16 protein-coding genes are annotated in these 14,384 nt (G+C 72.0%); 9 read left to right on the top strand and 7 right to left on the bottom strand.

What is annotated here, in order from left to right; genetic code table 11:
• Positions 1–11: 11 nt before the first annotated feature.
• The 4 genes from OG386_RS35900 to OG386_RS35885 are packed head-to-tail and all read right to left on the bottom strand — an operon-like array spanning position 12 to position 3,047.
• Positions 12–686 (bottom strand): urease accessory protein UreF, encoded by a 675-nt coding sequence (locus OG386_RS35900; protein WP_328791540.1) that lies wholly within the window; start codon positions 684–686, stop codon positions 12–14.
• A gap of 16 nt (positions 687–702) precedes the next feature.
• On the bottom strand, positions 703–2,424 hold the full coding sequence (locus OG386_RS35895) for an urease subunit alpha (RefSeq protein ID WP_328791539.1): 1,722 nt from the start codon (positions 2,422–2,424) through the stop codon (positions 703–705).
• Positions 2,417–2,728 (bottom strand): urease subunit beta, encoded by a 312-nt coding sequence (locus OG386_RS35890; protein ID WP_266599086.1) that lies wholly within the window; start codon positions 2,726–2,728, stop codon positions 2,417–2,419. The genes OG386_RS35895 and OG386_RS35890 overlap by 8 nt, the downstream gene beginning before the upstream one ends.
• A gap of 16 nt (positions 2,729–2,744) precedes the next feature.
• Positions 2,745–3,047, bottom strand: coding sequence for an urease subunit gamma (locus tag OG386_RS35885; protein WP_030011137.1), 303 nt, complete (start codon positions 3,045–3,047; stop codon positions 2,745–2,747).
• 314 nt (positions 3,048–3,361) lie between these two features.
• Here OG386_RS35885 and OG386_RS35880 point away from each other — a divergent pair, with 314 nt between their 5' ends.
• Positions 3,362–3,754: a VOC family protein gene (locus OG386_RS35880; protein ID WP_328791538.1), complete on the top strand. Its 393-nt coding sequence runs from the start codon at positions 3,362–3,364 to the stop codon at positions 3,752–3,754.
• A gap of 81 nt (positions 3,755–3,835) precedes the next feature.
• Here OG386_RS35880 and OG386_RS35875 read toward each other — a convergent pair whose 3' ends face one another.
• The gene (locus OG386_RS35875; RefSeq protein WP_327386595.1) at positions 3,836–4,285 is read right to left on the bottom strand and encodes an ATP-binding protein; all 450 of its coding nucleotides are present in this window, start codon (positions 4,283–4,285) and stop codon (positions 3,836–3,838) included.
• Positions 4,286–4,481: 196 nt separating this feature from the next.
• Here OG386_RS35875 and OG386_RS35870 point away from each other — a divergent pair, with 196 nt between their 5' ends.
• Both OG386_RS35870 and OG386_RS35865 read left to right on the top strand, forming a co-directional pair.
• Positions 4,482–5,366: a helix-turn-helix domain-containing protein gene (locus OG386_RS35870; RefSeq protein WP_030011134.1), complete on the top strand. Its 885-nt coding sequence runs from the start codon at positions 4,482–4,484 to the stop codon at positions 5,364–5,366.
• 12 nt (positions 5,367–5,378) lie between these two features.
• On the top strand, positions 5,379–5,600 hold the full coding sequence (locus OG386_RS35865; RefSeq protein ID WP_327386593.1) for a DUF397 domain-containing protein: 222 nt from the start codon (positions 5,379–5,381) through the stop codon (positions 5,598–5,600).
• 81 nt (positions 5,601–5,681) lie between these two features.
• Here OG386_RS35865 and OG386_RS35860 read toward each other — a convergent pair whose 3' ends face one another.
• Positions 5,682–6,863 carry an 8-amino-7-oxononanoate synthase gene (locus tag OG386_RS35860; protein ID WP_328791535.1) on the bottom strand — a complete coding sequence of 394 codons (1,182 nt, stop codon included), beginning with the start codon at positions 6,861–6,863 and terminating at the stop codon, positions 5,682–5,684.
• Positions 6,864–7,020: 157 nt separating this feature from the next.
• Here OG386_RS35860 and bioB point away from each other — a divergent pair, with 157 nt between their 5' ends.
• The 3 genes from bioB to bioD are packed head-to-tail and all read left to right on the top strand — an operon-like array spanning position 7,021 to position 10,373.
• Entirely contained in the window at positions 7,021–8,268 is a 1,248-nt protein-coding gene (bioB, locus tag OG386_RS35855) for a biotin synthase BioB (protein ID WP_327386591.1), read from the top strand.
• A complete protein-coding gene (locus OG386_RS35850) occupies positions 8,261–9,583 on the top strand; it encodes an adenosylmethionine--8-amino-7-oxononanoate transaminase (RefSeq protein ID WP_328791534.1) in 1,323 nt (440 codons plus the stop codon). Before bioB ends, OG386_RS35850 begins: the two co-directional genes overlap by 8 nt.
• Position 9,584: 1 nt before the next feature.
• The gene (gene bioD, locus OG386_RS35845) at positions 9,585–10,373 is read left to right on the top strand and encodes a dethiobiotin synthase (RefSeq protein WP_328791532.1); all 789 of its coding nucleotides are present in this window, start codon (positions 9,585–9,587) and stop codon (positions 10,371–10,373) included.
• Between the two features lie 124 nt (positions 10,374–10,497).
• Here the strand turns inward: bioD and OG386_RS35840 are convergent, their stop codons facing one another.
• Positions 10,498–10,920, bottom strand: coding sequence for a GNAT family N-acetyltransferase (locus OG386_RS35840; RefSeq protein WP_328791531.1), 423 nt, complete (start codon positions 10,918–10,920; stop codon positions 10,498–10,500).
• Positions 10,921–11,126: 206 nt separating this feature from the next.
• Between OG386_RS35840 and OG386_RS35835 the strand changes: the two genes are divergently transcribed.
• From OG386_RS35835 to OG386_RS35825, 3 genes are all read left to right on the top strand, one after another.
• Positions 11,127–12,461, top strand: a complete 1,335-nt coding sequence (locus tag OG386_RS35835; RefSeq protein ID WP_328791529.1) for a hemolysin family protein — start codon at positions 11,127–11,129, stop codon at positions 12,459–12,461.
• The gene (locus OG386_RS35830) at positions 12,458–13,483 is read left to right on the top strand and encodes a hemolysin family protein (protein ID WP_328791528.1); all 1,026 of its coding nucleotides are present in this window, start codon (positions 12,458–12,460) and stop codon (positions 13,481–13,483) included. The genes OG386_RS35835 and OG386_RS35830 overlap by 4 nt, the downstream gene beginning before the upstream one ends.
• Before the next feature lie 65 nt (positions 13,484–13,548).
• Entirely contained in the window at positions 13,549–14,331 is a 783-nt protein-coding gene (locus OG386_RS35825; protein WP_328791527.1) for an SGNH/GDSL hydrolase family protein, read from the top strand.
• The last annotated feature ends 53 nt before the right edge of the window (positions 14,332–14,384 follow it).

The following is a 14,384-nucleotide window of genomic DNA, read 5'->3' as shown; positions in this document are numbered from 1 at the left end:
CTCCTTGGGGGTCAGGAAGCGAAGAGGCGAACCGGCCAGTCGGCATGGACCTCCGCCGAGATGTCCAGCAGCGGCGAGGAGGCCGCGGGCAGCGCGTCCGGGCCCTGGGAGCGGGCTCGCAGCGCGGCCCGCTCCGCCCGGGCCGCGACGGCGTCGAGTTCGGGGGCGAGCCGGGCCAGCACCCCGCTCGCCTCGAAGGGGTCCAGGCCCAGCAGCCGTACGGTCGCGGTGGCGGGTCCGCCGACGCTCTCGTACGCCGCCACGTGCGCGGCGTCCCCGGGCCCGAGCCCGGCCGCCCGGGCGGTGATGCCGAGCACCACGGGCTGGTGGGCCCCGCGCGGGAACGCCGCTGCCAGGGACTCCAGTTCGGCGGCGGGCCAGGTGGCCCGGGCGGCGCGCAGCAGCTGCCGCCCGAGCCGCCGGGCCGCGGTGCGCAGCGCCGGCGACGGGGTGCGGGCGTCGGCGGCGGCGTCGAGCACGGCCGGGTCGAGCCCGAGGGCGGCGGCCGCAGCGAGCGCGGCGGCGGTGAGGCCGGCGGTGTGCAGCCGGCCCCGGCAGAAGTCCTCCAGTGTGGTGGCGTCATGGATCCGGCCCGCCTTGCAGGCGGCCTCGGCCCCGCCGGAGTGGGCGTGCCCCCCGGCGGGGAAGCGGCCGTCGGCGAGGACGAGCAGCGCGGCGCGGCTCATCGGCAAGGACCTCTTCTCAGAACAGGAAGTAGCGCTGGGCCATGGGCAGTTCCGCCGCGGGTGCCGGTTCCACGGCTTCCCCGTCGATGGAGACCGTGAAGGTGTCGGCGTCGACCTCGACCCTCGGCATGGCGTCGTTGTTGCGCATGTCGGCCTTGCTCAGCTTGCGGGTGCCCTCGATGGCCACGAACTGCTTGCCCAGCTGGAGCCGTTCGGGCAGTCCGTCGTCGAGCGCGGCCTGGGCGGTGAAGTTCAGGGAGTTGAGGGCGGGCGCGCGACCGTGGCTGCCGAACATGGGCCGGGGCAGGACGGGCTGCGGGGTGGGGATGGAGGCGTTGGCGTCGCCCATCTGCGCGTAGGCGATCTGGCCGCCCTTGATGACGAGTTCGGGCTTGACCCCGAAGAAGGCCGGGTTCCACAGCACCAGGTCCGCGAGTTTGCCGATCTCGACCGAGCCGATCTCGCGGGCGAGTCCCTGGGCCACTGCGGGGTTGATCGTGTACTTGGCGACGTAACGGCGGGCCCGGTGGTTGTCGGCGGGTCCGTCGCCGGGGAGGAAGCCGCGCCGCTTCTTCATCACGTGGGCGGTCTGCCAGGTGCGCAGCACGACCTCGCCGACCCGGCCCATGGCCTGGGAGTCGGAGGAGATGATGGAGATGGCTCCGAGGTCGTGGAGGACGTCCTCGGCCGCTATGGTCGAGGGCCGGATCCGCGATTCGGCGAAGGCGAGGTCCTCGGGGACGGCCGGGTTGAGGTGGTGGCAGACCATCAGCATGTCGAGGTGTTCCTCGACGGTGTTGACCGTGTGCGGCCGGGTGGGGTTGGTGGAGCTGGGCAGGACGTTCGGCTCGGAGACCACGGTGATGATGTCGGGTGCGTGCCCGCCGCCGGCGCCCTCGGTGTGGTACGAGTGGATGGTCCGTCCGGCGATGGCGGCGAGGGTGTCGGCGACGAAACCGGCTTCGTTGAGCGTGTCGGTGTGGATGGCGACCTGGGCGCCGGTCTCCTCGCACACCGAGAGGCAGGCGTCGATGACGGCGGGGGTGGCCCCCCAGTCCTCGTGGATCTTGAATCCGAGGGCGCCGCCGCGCAGTTGGGAGTGCATCCCCTCGCGGGACATCGTGTTGCCCTTGCCGAGCAGGCCGATGTTGACCGGATAGGCCTCCAGGGCCGCGAACATCCGGGCCAGGTGCCAGGGCCCGGGGGTGACGGTGGTGGCCTTGCTCCCTTCGGCCGGTCCGGTCCCGCCGCCGACGAGAGTGGTGGTCCCGGAGGCGAGCGCCTCCTCGATGACCGTCGGGGAGATGAAGTGCACGTGGGCGTCGATGGCACCGGCGGTGACGATCTTCCCGTTGCCGGCGATGACCTCGGTCTCGGGGCCGATGACCAGTGCGGGGTCGACCCCGTCCATGGTGTCGGGGTTGCCGGCCTTGCCGATGCCGCAGATCCGGCCGTCGCGGATGCCGAGGTCGGCCTTGACGATGCCCCAGTGGTCGAGGACGACGACCCCGGTGATCACGGTGTCGGGAGCGCCCTCGGCCCGGGTGGTGCGGGCCTGCCCCATGGATTCGCGGATCACCTTGCCGCCGCCGAAGACGGCCTCGTCGCCGGCCCGCCCGGGGCCGCCGCTGAGGTCCTGCTCGATCTCGACGAAGAGGTCGGTGTCGGCGAGCCGGATCCGGTCACCTGCGGTCGGCCCGAAGAGGTCGGCGTACACCTGGCGGGAGAGCTCAGCCATCGAGCGGCCCTCCGGTCTCGCCGCGCAGCCCGGGTACGGTGCGCAGGCCCGCCAGCGGTACGAGTTCCACCGCGACCGGGATGCCCGGTTCGAAGCGGACGGCCGTCCCGGCGGCGACGTTGAGCCGGAGCCCGCGGGCGGCGGTGCGGTCGAAGTCGAGGCCGGGGTTGGCCTCGGCGAAGTGGTAGTGGGATCCGACCTGGACCGGCCGGTCGGCCGCGTTGAGCACGGTGAGACGGGTGACGGGACGGCCCTCGTTGAGGGGTACCGGGCCGTCCCCGTAGGCGATTTCGCCGGGGATCATGCGGGGGTACTCCGTTTCAGACGATCGGGTCGTGGACCGTGACGAGTTTGGTGCCGTCCGGGAAGGTCGCTTCCACCTGGACGTCGTGGATCATCTCCGGGATCCCCTCCATGACCTCCTCGCGGGTCAGGACGGTGCGGCCCGAGGCCATCAGCTCGGCCACGGTCCGGCCGTCGCGGGCCCCTTCCAGAAGGTGCGACGTGATCAGCGCGATCGCCTCGGGATGGTTGAGGCGGACCCCGCGCGCCCTCCGCTTCTCGGCCACGTCGGCGGCCACATGGATGAGCAGTCTCTCCTGCTCGTGCGGTGTCAGTTGCACTCGTATCACCAAGCTTCCGGGACAAGATCAACAAAGAGCGGGGCGACCCTACCGGTCTTCAACACTTCGTTGACCTGCGCATATCCGAACCAAGCGTCTCTTGCCCAACGCAGGGAAAGGCTTTCCACCCCGACCACCGCCGCTTTACCGGATCATGGGTGATCATTGGCGGTCGAACGTGGCCGCCACGCTAAGCGCTGCGCTTTTCGGCTGGGTTAACCCACGTTTCGGGCAGGTACCCGGTTCAACTCCGGTACCCCAAAGCCCCGATTCCGTATACGGCCCCGCGCACCGATCCCCCATCGAGGAGACAGATGTTCATCAACCCCGTCCGGCACATCACCTTCGACGCCCTCGACCCCTACCGGGTCGCCGAGTTCTGGTCCGCGGTGACCGGCTTCACGATGCATCCCGACGACGTGGAGGGGGACGACGAGGTCATGCTGGAACCCGGGCAGCCCGGCGTTCCGGGGCTGCTGTTCATCCGGGTCCCGGACGGCAAGTCGGTCAAGAACCGGGTCCACTTGGACATCCAGCCGCCGACCGGCACCCGGGACGAGACCGTCGAGCGCCTGATCGGGCTCGGCGCGAAGCTCGTGGACGACCGCCGCGCCGCGGACGGCGTCGCCGGCTGGGTCGTGCTCGCCGACCCCGAGGGCAACGAGCTGTGCATCGAGCGCAGCGCGGGCGAACGCGGCCCCGCCTGACCGGGGTAGGGGTCCGGGTCCGGGTCGCGGTCCGGGTCCCGGTCCGATTCCGGCTCCCGGTCCTCGTCGGAGACCTGCAGGTCAGTAGCCGGTGGCGCTCCGCGCCGGGGCCCCGACGCTCCAGGGCAGCGCGATCCACACCGTCTTGCCCCCGTCCTCGGTCGGGGTGACCGAGAGCCGACCGCCCGCCTCCGCCGTCAGCCAGCGGATGATGACCATGCCCCGGCCGTTGTCCTGCTGGACGGCGGCCGGGAGCCGCTTGGGCCAGCGCGGGTGGCTGTCGGTCACCCCGACGCGCAACCACTCCTGGCGCTCCAGCCGGACGTCGACCGTGAAGGTGGGCGACTGGCCGAAAGTGTGCTGCACGGCGTTGGTGGCGAGCTCCGAGACGATCAGCCGGACACTGTCGGCGATGTCGGCGTCATCGGGGAGTCCCCACTCGCTCAGCACCTCCGCGACGTAGCGTCGGGCAGTGGCGACCGAGGCGGGATCGCTCGGCAGAGTGACGGATGCTTCCTGGTGATCTGCCATGGCGACGGTCCCTTTCCCACCGGGACGAAAAGCCCCGGATCTGTGCTGGACGCCAGAGTGCCACCGATCGTGCCGTCACATCTGCCTTTCCCCCAAGATATGCATATATCTGTCGCTCGATGCGGTGAACTCTGCTACGGAAGAGCTTATTTGAACGGCAAACTGGTGCGAGCTGTGCCGGTGGAAGGAGGCGGGTGTGCAGCACGGTCCCGCGGTGCGCCGACGCAAGCTCGGCGAGGAACTGCGTGCCCTGCGCGACCGGTCCGGACTCACCAGTGGTGAGGCGGCCCGGATCATGGGATGGCACCAGTCGAAAATCAGCCGCATCGAGACGGGCCGCAGCGGCGTGAAACCGGAGGACATCCGGCTCCTCCTCGACGCCTACGGGGAGATCGTGAGCCCGGAGCAGCGCGCACTGCTGGAGGCCCTGTCGGCCTCGGCCGCCGGCCCCGGTCCGGCGGGCGACACCGGGCGCGGCCGCCAGTGGTGGCACGACTACCGGGGGCTGTTGCCGCAGGAGTACCGGGACTTCATCAGCCTGGAGGCGGGGGCCAGGTCCGCCCGCACCGTGGAGCTGTCCGTGGTGCCCGGGCTGCTGCAGACCCCCGGATATGCGCGGGCCGTGACCCGGGCCGCGCTGGGCGGGCTGCCGGAACCGAAGGTGGACGCGCTGGTCGACGTACGGCTGGCCCGGCAGTCGGTGCTGCGGGCCGATCCCCCGCTGGAGCTGAGCGCCGTACTGGACGAGGCGGTGCTGCGCCGGCAGATCGGCGGACCCGGGGTGATGGCCGAGCAACTGCGGCACCTGGCAGAGGTGTCGAAGCTGCCTCAAGTGCGCCTCCAAGTACTCCCGTTCAGCGTCGGAGGGCATCTCGGCCTGACCGGGCCGTTCGTTATTTTTTCATTTCCGGACATCGCCGATCTGGATGTGGTGGTACTCGACCATTTGACGAGTAGCCTCTATCTGGAGCGGAAGGAAGACCTTGAGGCGTACGGCGCCGCGTTCCGCACCATCCAGGCGCACGCCCTCCCGCCCCAGGACTCGTCGGATCTCATCAGCTCACTCGCTGACGACGCGTAAGGAGGCACCCCCGTGTCCGCAACCCCCTTATCCAGCAGCGGACTTCTGATCAGCGCGCGGTGGCGGCGGAGCAGCCGTAGCACCGGAATGAACAACTGCGTGGAAGCGGCCGTCCTGGACGGCGGTCTGCTGGCCGTCCGTGACTCCAAGCGGACGGACGGCCCGGCCGTGCTCTTCACCGGGCCCGCCTGGACCGGCTTCCTCGCCTCGGTAGGGGCTGACGCGCACGCGTAAGCCCCGCCCGGAACCGCTCGGGAACACCCCGGCCCCGGGAAGACCCAGGCCCGGGAATCCCCGGACCCCGGCCGATGTGCCCTACCGGCCCTGACCGTCCGTGGCTCCTGCGGGTGCGGTCGCCAGGATCGTCGCGACCGCCCGATCGATCTCGTCCCCCGTGAGATCGGCCCGGGCGGTCAACCGCAGCCGGGAGATGCCGTCCGGCACCGAGGGCGGACGGAAACACCCCACGGACAGACCTGCCTCGCGGCAGTCGGCGGCCCAGCGCAGTGCCGCCGACGCCGACGGGGCCCGTACCGACACCACGGCCGCGTCCGGCCGGGCCGCGGTCAGGCCGGACGCGGTGAGTCGCCCGTACAACTGGGCGGCCACCTCGCGGGCGCGGTCCGCGCGCTCCGGTTCCCGCTGGAGCAGGCGCAGGCTCGCCAGCGCCGCCCCGGCGGCCGCCGGGGCCAGTCCGGTGTCGAAGATGAAGGTGCGCGCGGTGTTGACCAGGTGCCTGATCACCTTGGCCGGGCCGAGCACGGCTCCGCCCTGGCTGCCCAGGGACTTCGAGAGGGTCAGGGTGGCGACCACGTACGGCGCGCCTGCGAGCCCGGCCTCGTGCAACGTGCCGCGGCCGCCCTCGCCCAGCACGCCCAGCCCGTGGGCGTCGTCGACGACCAGGGCTGCGCCCTCGTCCCGGCAGGCGGCGGCGTACGCGGCCAGCGGGGCGGCGTCCCCGTCCACGGAGAACACCGAGTCGCTGACCAGCAGCGCGCGGCCCTCGTGCGCGGCGAGCGTCTTGCGTGCGGTGTCCGGGTCGGCGTGCGGGACCACGGCCGTCTCGGCGCGCGAGAGCCGGCAGCCGTCGACGATGGAGGCATGGTTGCCGGCGTCGGACACGACCAGCGTGCCCCGGCCGCTGAGCGCGGTGACGGCGGCGAGGTTGGCCGCGTAGCCGGAGGACAGGACGAGCGCGGCCTCGAAGCCGCAGAAGGCGGCGAGCTCCCGCTCCAGCTCGGTGTGGAGCTCGGTCGTACCCGTGACCAGCCGCGAACCGGTGGCTCCGGCGCCCCAGCGCGCGGCCGCCTCCTGCGCTCCCCGGACGGTCTCGGGGTGTCGGGACAGGCCCAGGTAGTCGTTGCTCGCGAGGTCCAGCAGGGGCGACGCCTGCGGCCGGGGGCGCAACGTGCGGACGAGGCCGGCCTCCTCCCGCGCGCGCTCCGCGTCGTCGATCCACGCGAAGACGTCCAACGGTTCGGGAGTGAGCTCGGGCATCGGCACGTCCTCGTGTTTTGTCGGCAGTCCACAGACCTGCCCCGACCCTAGCTCGCGTGACCGCTGCGCCAGGTGTGGTGATACACACACACCCATCCGGCCATGTTGTGCGATCTCTCCTTGGCCGGGAGCGGGGGTGTGGTCCAGGATCGGGTTCATGGACCTGCTGAACACCCTGGTGGACAAGGGGCTGCGGCGAGAGCTGCCGACCCGCGAAGAAGCGCTCGCCGTACTGGCGACTTCTGACGACGAACTGCTCGACGTGGTGGCCGCGGCCGGCAAGGTGCGCCGCCAGTGGTTCGGACGTCGGGTCAAGCTGAACTACCTGGTCAACCTGAAGTCGGGCCTGTGCCCGGAGGACTGCTCCTACTGTTCCCAGCGCCTGGGGTCGACGGCCGGCATCCTCAAGTACACGTGGCTGAAGCCCGAAGAGGCCTCCCAGGCCGCCGCCGCCGGTGTCGCGGGCGGCGCGAAGCGGGTCTGCCTGGTCGCGAGCGGCCGCGGGCCGACGGACCGGGACGTGGACCGCGTCGGCAAGACGATCGCGGCGATCAAGGAGCAGAACGAGGGCGTCGAGGTCTGCGCGTGCCTCGGCCTGCTCTCGGACGGTCAGGCGGAGCGGCTGCGGGACGCGGGCGCGGACGCCTACAACCACAACCTCAACACCTCCGAGGCGACGTACGGGCAGATCACCAAGACCCACACCTACGCGGACCGCGTCGACACCGTGCAGAAGGCGCACGGCGCCGGTCTGTCCGCGTGCTCGGGTCTGATCGCGGGCATGGGCGAGAGCGACGAGGACCTGGTCGACGTCGTCTTCTCGCTGCGCGAGCTCGACGCCGACTCGGTGCCGGTCAACTTCCTGATCCCGTTCGAGGGCACCCCGCTGGCCAAGGAGTGGAACCTCACCCCGCAGCGCTGCCTGCGCATCCTGGCGATGGCGCGCTTCGTCTGCCCCGACGTCGAGGTCCGCCTCGCCGGCGGGCGCGAGGTGCACCTGCGCTCGATGCAGCCGCTGGCCCTGCACATCGTCAACTCGATCTTCCTCGGCGACTACCTGACCAGTGAGGGCCAGGCCGGTCAGGCCGACCTCGACATGATCGCGGACGCCGGTTTCGAGGTGGAGGGCGCCGGTACGTCGACCCTTCCCGCGCACCGCTCCGACGCCCTGGCCGCCGCCACCGGCGGGGGCTGCGGTTCGAACGGCGGCGCCTCGCTGTGCGGTTCGGGCGCGCCCGCCGAGGGCGAAGCCGCGGGTTGCGGCTCCGCGTGCGGCGGTTGCTCCGGCCACGCGCCGGCGGAGCGGACGCCCGCCCCGGTCCAGGCCGAGGCCGGCGAGGTCCGCCCGGAGCTGGTGGCTGTCCGCCGACGCGGTGCGGGGACGGACGTCGCCCCCAATGCCTGATCAGCGTGGACCGCTGGCCGCCGGTGCGGAACTGCTCGCACTGGACCGGCAGCACGTCTGGCACCCGTACGGCCCGATGCCCGGGCGGCAGGAGCCGCTGATCATCGCCTCCGCCTCGGGGGTGCGGCTGCGGCTCGCCGACCCGTCCCAGGGACACGGTCACGAAGAGCTGGTCGACGGCATGTCCTCCTGGTGGTCGGCGATCCACGGCTACAACCACCCGGTGCTCAACGAGGCCGCCACCGCGCAGCTGGGTCTGATGTCGCACGTGATGTTCGGCGGGCTCACCCATGAGCCCGCCGTCCGGCTCGCCGCGAAGCTCGTCGAGATCACCCCGCCGGGGCTGGAGCACGTCTTCCTCTCCGACTCCGGTTCGGTGTCCGTCGAGGTCGCTGTCAAGATGTGCCTGCAGTACTGGCGTTCGCTGGGGCACACGGGCAAGACCCGGCTGCTGACCTGGCGCGGCGGCTACCACGGTGACACCTGGCAGCCGATGGCGGTCTGCGACCCCGACGGCGGGATGCACGAGCTGTGGCAGGGTCACCTGCCGCGGCAGGTCTTCGCGGACGCACCGCCCGCCGGTTTCGACACGCCCGTGGACCCGGCGTACGCCGACCACCTGCGCGCCACGATCTCCGCGCACGCGGACGAGCTGGCCGCGGTCATCGTGGAGCCGGTGGTGCAGGGCGCGGGCGGCATGCGCTTCCACCACCCCGGCTACCTGCGGGTGCTGCGCGAGCTGTGCGACGAGTACGGGGTCCTGCTGATCCTGGACGAGATCGCCACGGGCTTCGGCCGTACGGGCGCTCTCTTCGCGGCCGACCACGCGGGGATCACCCCGGATGTGATGTGCCTGGGCAAGTCGCTGACCGGGGGTTACCTCACGCTGGCGGCGACCCTGTGCACGGAGCGGGTGGCGAGCGGCATCTCCCAGGGCGAGGTCCCGGTGCTGGCGCACGGGCCGACCTTCATGGGCAACCCGCTGGCCACGGCCGTGGCCCTGGCCTCCGTCGAGCTGTTGCTCGGCCAGGACTGGGCGACCGACGTCAAGCGGATCGAGGCGGGGCTGCGCGAGGGCCTGTCGGCCGCGGCCGACGTCCCCGGGGTGAAGGACGTACGCGTCCTGGGCGCCATCGGCGTGGTGCAGCTCGACCACGAGATCGACGTGGTGGCGGCCACCCGGGCGGCGGTGCGGGAGGGCGTGTGGGTGCGCCCGTTCCGGGACCTGATCTACGTGATGCCGCCCTTCGTGACCGGTGACGAGGATGTGGACCGTATCTGCCGTGCGGTGTGCGCGGCGGCGCAGGAAGGCTGAGATGTCCGTACTGATGGTGTCCGGGACGGGTACCGAGATCGGCAAGACGGTGGTCACCTCGGCGGTCGCGGCCGCCGCGGTGGCCGCCGGCCGATCGGTGGCGGTGCTCAAGCCGGCGCAGACGGGTGTCGGCCCGCAGGAGCCGGGGGACGCGGCGGAGGCGGTCCGGCTGGCCGGTCCCTCCGTCACGGCGGTGGAACTGGTCCGCTACCCGGAGCCCTTGGCCCCGGACACGGCGGCCCGCCGCTCGGGGCTGGCGACGCTGTCCCCGGCACAGATCGCGGAGGCCGCGCAGCGGCTGTCGCTGGACCACGACCTGGTCCTGGTGGAGGGTGCGGGCGGGCTGCTCGTCCGCTTCGACGAGTCGGGCAACACGCTGGCCGACGCGGCACGCCTGCTCGGCGCGCCGACGCTGATCGTCGCCCAGGCGGGTCTGGGCACGCTCAACTCCACCACCCTCACGGCGGAGGCCCTGCGAGCCCGGGAACTGACCGCGCTGGGTGTGGTGGTCGGGAGCTGGCCGCAGAGCCCGGACCTCGCGGCGCGCTGCAACCTGGCGGACCTCACGAAATCCTCGGGCCTGCCGCTGTTGGGCGCGGTCCCGGAGGGCTCGGGGACCCTCGCGCCGGACCGGTTCCGCGCGTCGGCCCCGTCCTGGCTGGCCCCGTCGCTGTCGGGCACCTGGTCGGCGGATTCCTTCCTGTCCACCTGGACCCCACCGCCCTTCACCCCTGCCACCCCCGCCAACCCCACCCCCGCCGGCGCCAACCCCAGCCCCGCCGGCGTTTGAGGCGCGGGGTCCGGGGCGGAGCCCCGAATCCTTGAGGTGCGGCCGCCCGACCACGGGCGGCCGCACCCACCGGCCCATGCACGGGCACCCGCACCCGCACCCGCACCCGCACCCGCACCCGCACCTAGCCGAGCGGCTTGACCCAGCGCGTCCACTGCTCCTGGGGCCGGTAGCCCACCGCGCCCCACACCCGGTGCGCCCGCTCGTTGCGATCGAGCACCATCGCGTCCCCGCGCCGCCCCCCGAGCGCCACGAACCGCTCCTCGGCGGCAGCCAGCAGGGCGGCCCCGATGCCCTGCCTCCGGTGCCCGGGGTGCACGGCGAGCCGGTAGAGGTGACAGCGCCACCCGTCGAACCCGGCGATCACCGTGCCGACGAGTTCCCCGTCGCGGCGCGCGAGCAGCAGCGCCCCGGGGTCGCGGTCGTGCAGCCGCTCGACCCCGGCCAGATCGTCGCTGATACTCGTTCCCTCCGCGGCGGTCTTCCAGAAGGCCAGGACCGCACCCAGGTCGGCGGCCGACGCGGAGCCGATATGAAGATCAGTCATGGCCGAATCCCACCATCCGGCCGCGCTCCGCCAAAAGAATGATCCGTTCCCTTTGCTCTTCCTTTACCATGTGGTGAAAGGTCCCTCTTGAGTGAAAGGTGTGAGCGTCCGCCCATGGGCGAGCCTCCCAGTCCACGACATACGCGTTCGCGACATCGCGCGGTACCCCTCCTCCTGGCCGATCATGGGACGGAGGTGATCGACCGATGACCGAGGTGCTCCTGCTCATCGTGGCACTGCTGCTCTGCCTTGCCTGCGGAGTCTTCGTCGCGGCCGAGTTCTCGCTCACGACCGTCGAGCGCAGCGAGCTCGAACGGGCCGTCGAGCGCGGCGAGCGCGGGGCCGACAGCGCCCTGGCCGCCGTCCGCACCCTGACGTTCCAGCTCTCCGGCGCCCAGCTCGGCATCACCGTCACCGGCCTGGTCATCGGCATGATCTCCAAGCCGTCGATCTCCGCCCTGCTCCAGGGCCCCTTCGAGGCCATGGGCCTGTCGGCCGGCGCCGCTTCCTCCACCGCCCTGATCCTCGGCACCGCGATCTCGACCGTCGTCCTGATGGTCGTCGGCGAGCTGGTGCCCAAGAACTGGGCGATCTCCTCCCCCCTGGCGATCGCCAAGCGGGTGGCGACCACGCAGCGGGTCTTCAGCCGGGCCTTCAGGCCCCTGATCAGCCACCTCAACACCACCGCGAACCATCTGGTGCGGCGCTTCGGAATGGAGCCGGCCGAGGAGCTGGCCTCCGCGCGCACCCCGCAGGAGCTGGTCGCCCTCGCACGTCACTCCGCGAAGGAAGGCGCCCTGGAGAAGGACACGGCCGAGCTGTTCGTCCGGACCCTGAACCTCGCCGACCTGACCGCGGAGAACGTGATGACCCCGCGCGTGCAGGTGACCGCCCTCGACGTGCAGACCACTGCGGAGGACGTGGCCAACGCGACGCTGGCCACCGGCCTGTCCCGCTTCCCGGTCTACCGGGGCAGCCTCGACACGGTCGTCGGCATCGTCCACATCAAGGACGTCCTGGCCCTGCCGGCCGCGGAGCGCCGCCGCCGTCCCGTTTCGCAGCTGCTGCGCGAGCCCCTCCTCGTACCGGAGTCGCTGACCGTGGACCGGCTGCTGGACCGGCTGTCCGGCAAGCAGACGATGGCCGTGGTCATCGACGAGTACGGCGGCACGGCCGGGGTGGCCACGCTGGAGGACATCGTCGAGGAGGTCGTCGGCGAGGTCCGCGACGAGCACGACCCGCACGAGACCCCGGACCTGGCCCCGGCCGGTACGGACGACTCCGGGCGCCTGCTCTACTCCGCCGACGGCGCGGCACGCACCGACCAGCTCCGGCGCATCGGCCTGCACGTGCCGGACGGTCCGTACGAGACCCTGGCCGGCCTGATAGCGACCGTGCTCGGCCGGATTCCGGCGGTCGGCGACCGCATGGAACTGAACGGCTGGCAGCTCGACGTGGTGGACGCCGGCGGGCGCCGGGCCGCGCGGGTGCTGCTGCACGCGCCGATCGAGCCCACCACGGGAACGGAGGAGGCCCGATGACCGTCATCCAGCTGCTGATCGGCCTGGCGACCCTGGTCGTCAACGCCTTCTTCGTCGGCGCGGAGTTCGCGCTGATCTCGGTCCGGCGCAGCCAGATCGAACCGTACGCCGAGCAGGGCGACCGGCGGGCCCGCGCCGTCCTGTGGGGGCTGGAGCACGTGTCTGCGCTGATGGCCGCGGCACAGCTGGGCATCACGCTGTGCACCCTGGTGCTGGGCGTGGTGGCCGAGCCGGCCATCGCCCATCTGCTGACCCCGCTGTTCGACCTGGTCGGGGTACCGGCGGGCGTCTCCCACGCGATCTCCTTCGTGGTGGCGCTGACCCTGGCCACGTACCTGCACATGCTCTTCGGCGAGATGCTGCCGAAGAACGTGGCGCTGTCGGAGCCCGTGCGCACCGCCCTGCTGCTGGGGCCGCCGCTGGTGACCCTCACACAGGTACTGCGACCGGTGATCTTCACGATCAACGCCTTCGCCAACACCCTGCTGCGGCTGCTGCGCGTGGAGGTCAAGGACGAGGTCGCGGCGACCTTCTCCGACGACGAGCTGGCGCGGATGGTCAAGGACTCCAGTGACGCGGGGCTCCTCGACGACCGGGCGAGCGAGCGCCTGCACGACGCGCTGGAACTGGGCCGGCGGCCCGTGACCGATGTGGTGCTGCCCGAGGACCAGGTGGTGCCGGCCCGGGAGGGGATCACTCCGGCCGGGCTGGAGCTGCTGTCGGCCGAGTCCGGGTACTCCCGGTTCCCGGTGGTCGACGCGCAGCACAAGATCCTGGGCTACCTGCACGTGAAGGACGCCCTGGACGCGGACGACGAGGAGCGGGACGAGCCCTTCCCGGTGACGGCGCTGCGGCCGATCGCCCAGGTGCGGGCGGAGACCCCGCTGGACGACGTGCTGACGGCCATGCGGCGCAGCCGTACGCACCTGGCGGCGGTACTCGGGACGGACGGCGCCATGACGGGCCTGGTGACGATGGAGGACGTACTGCGGGAGCTCTTCGGCAGGCCCGCGTCCATGTGATCGTTCGAGGCGTGCGGTCCCCGGCCCTGCGGGGTCGGGGTACCGCGCGGTAACATCACTCCGCCATGGAGATGAATGCCTCTTACACCAGTTTCGTCGCGATCGGTGACTCCTTCACCGAGGGCATGTCCGACCTGCTTCCGGACGGTTCCTACCGCGGCTGGGCCGATCTGCTGGCCGCCCGCCTCGCCGCTCGGGAGCCGGGCTTCCGCTACGCGAACCTCGCGGTCCGCGGCAAGCTGATCGGCCAGATCGCCGAGGACCAGGTCCCGGTGGCGGCGGCGATGGGGGCCGACGTGGTGACCCTGGTGGGCGGGCTCAACGACGCCCTGCGCCCCAAGGTGGACATGGGCCGGGTCCGCGATCACCTGGAGTCGGCGGTGGAACTCCTCGCCCCCTCCTGCAAGCGCCTCGTCCTGATGCGCTCCCCCGGGCGCAACGGGCCGGTGATGGAACGCTTCCGGCCGCGCATGGAGGAGCTCTTCGCCACCGTCGAGGAGCTCGCCGCCCGGCACGACGCCGTGGTGGTCGACCTGTACGGGGCCTCGGTACTCGCGGACCCCCGGATGTGGGACGTCGACCGGCTGCACCTGACCGCCGAGGGCCACCGCCGGGTGGCGGAGGCCGTCTGGCAGGCACTGGGCCTGCCCGCCGAGCTGGACTGGCGCACCGAACTGCCCGCCGCCGCTCCCCCGGGCTGGACCGTACGCCGGGCCCAGGACCTGAGCTTCGCCCGGCAGCACCTGCTCCCCTGGATCGGCCGCCGCCTGACGGGCCGCTCCTCCGGGGACGGCCGCCCGGCCAAGCGCCCCGAGCTGCTCCCGTACGGGGACTCGCCGCTCTCGTAGCAAGGCACAATCCCGAGTGGTGGCCCTACCTGCGTAAACACACAGCGGCGGCC

This window comes from Streptomyces sp. NBC_00273 (assembly GCF_036178145.1).
In the GTDB taxonomy this organism is placed as follows: domain Bacteria; phylum Actinomycetota; class Actinomycetes; order Streptomycetales; family Streptomycetaceae; genus Streptomyces.
This window is presented reverse-complemented; position numbering and strand designations above follow the sequence as displayed.

Bases quoted from the DNA above. Each gene is read 5' to 3' on its own strand.
- OG386_RS35835 (WP_328791529.1), top strand. From the start codon at position 11,127: ATGACCGAGGTGCTCCTGCTCATCGTGGCACTGCTGCTCTGCCTTGCC.
- OG386_RS35860 (WP_328791535.1), bottom strand. From the start codon at position 6,863: ATGCCCGAGCTCACTCCCGAACCGTTGGACGTCTTCGCGTGGATCGAC.
- OG386_RS35840 (WP_328791531.1), bottom strand. From the start codon at position 10,920: ATGACTGATCTTCATATCGGCTCCGCGTCGGCCGCCGACCTGGGTGCG.
- OG386_RS35880 (WP_328791538.1), top strand. From the start codon at position 3,362: ATGTTCATCAACCCCGTCCGGCACATCACCTTCGACGCCCTCGACCCC.
- OG386_RS35875 (WP_327386595.1), bottom strand. From the start codon at position 4,285: ATGGCAGATCACCAGGAAGCATCCGTCACTCTGCCGAGCGATCCCGCC.
- OG386_RS35830 (WP_328791528.1), top strand. From the start codon at position 12,458: ATGACCGTCATCCAGCTGCTGATCGGCCTGGCGACCCTGGTCGTCAAC.
- OG386_RS35850 (WP_328791534.1), top strand. From the start codon at position 8,261: ATGCCTGATCAGCGTGGACCGCTGGCCGCCGGTGCGGAACTGCTCGCA.
- OG386_RS35895 (WP_328791539.1), bottom strand. From the start codon at position 2,424: ATGGCTGAGCTCTCCCGCCAGGTGTACGCCGACCTCTTCGGGCCGACC.
- OG386_RS35900 (WP_328791540.1), bottom strand. From the start codon at position 686: ATGAGCCGCGCCGCGCTGCTCGTCCTCGCCGACGGCCGCTTCCCCGCC.
- bioB (WP_327386591.1), top strand. From the start codon at position 7,021: ATGGACCTGCTGAACACCCTGGTGGACAAGGGGCTGCGGCGAGAGCTG.
- OG386_RS35825 (WP_328791527.1), top strand. From the start codon at position 13,549: ATGGAGATGAATGCCTCTTACACCAGTTTCGTCGCGATCGGTGACTCC.
- bioD (WP_328791532.1), top strand. From the start codon at position 9,585: ATGTCCGTACTGATGGTGTCCGGGACGGGTACCGAGATCGGCAAGACG.
- OG386_RS35890 (WP_266599086.1), bottom strand. From the start codon at position 2,728: ATGATCCCCGGCGAAATCGCCTACGGGGACGGCCCGGTACCCCTCAAC.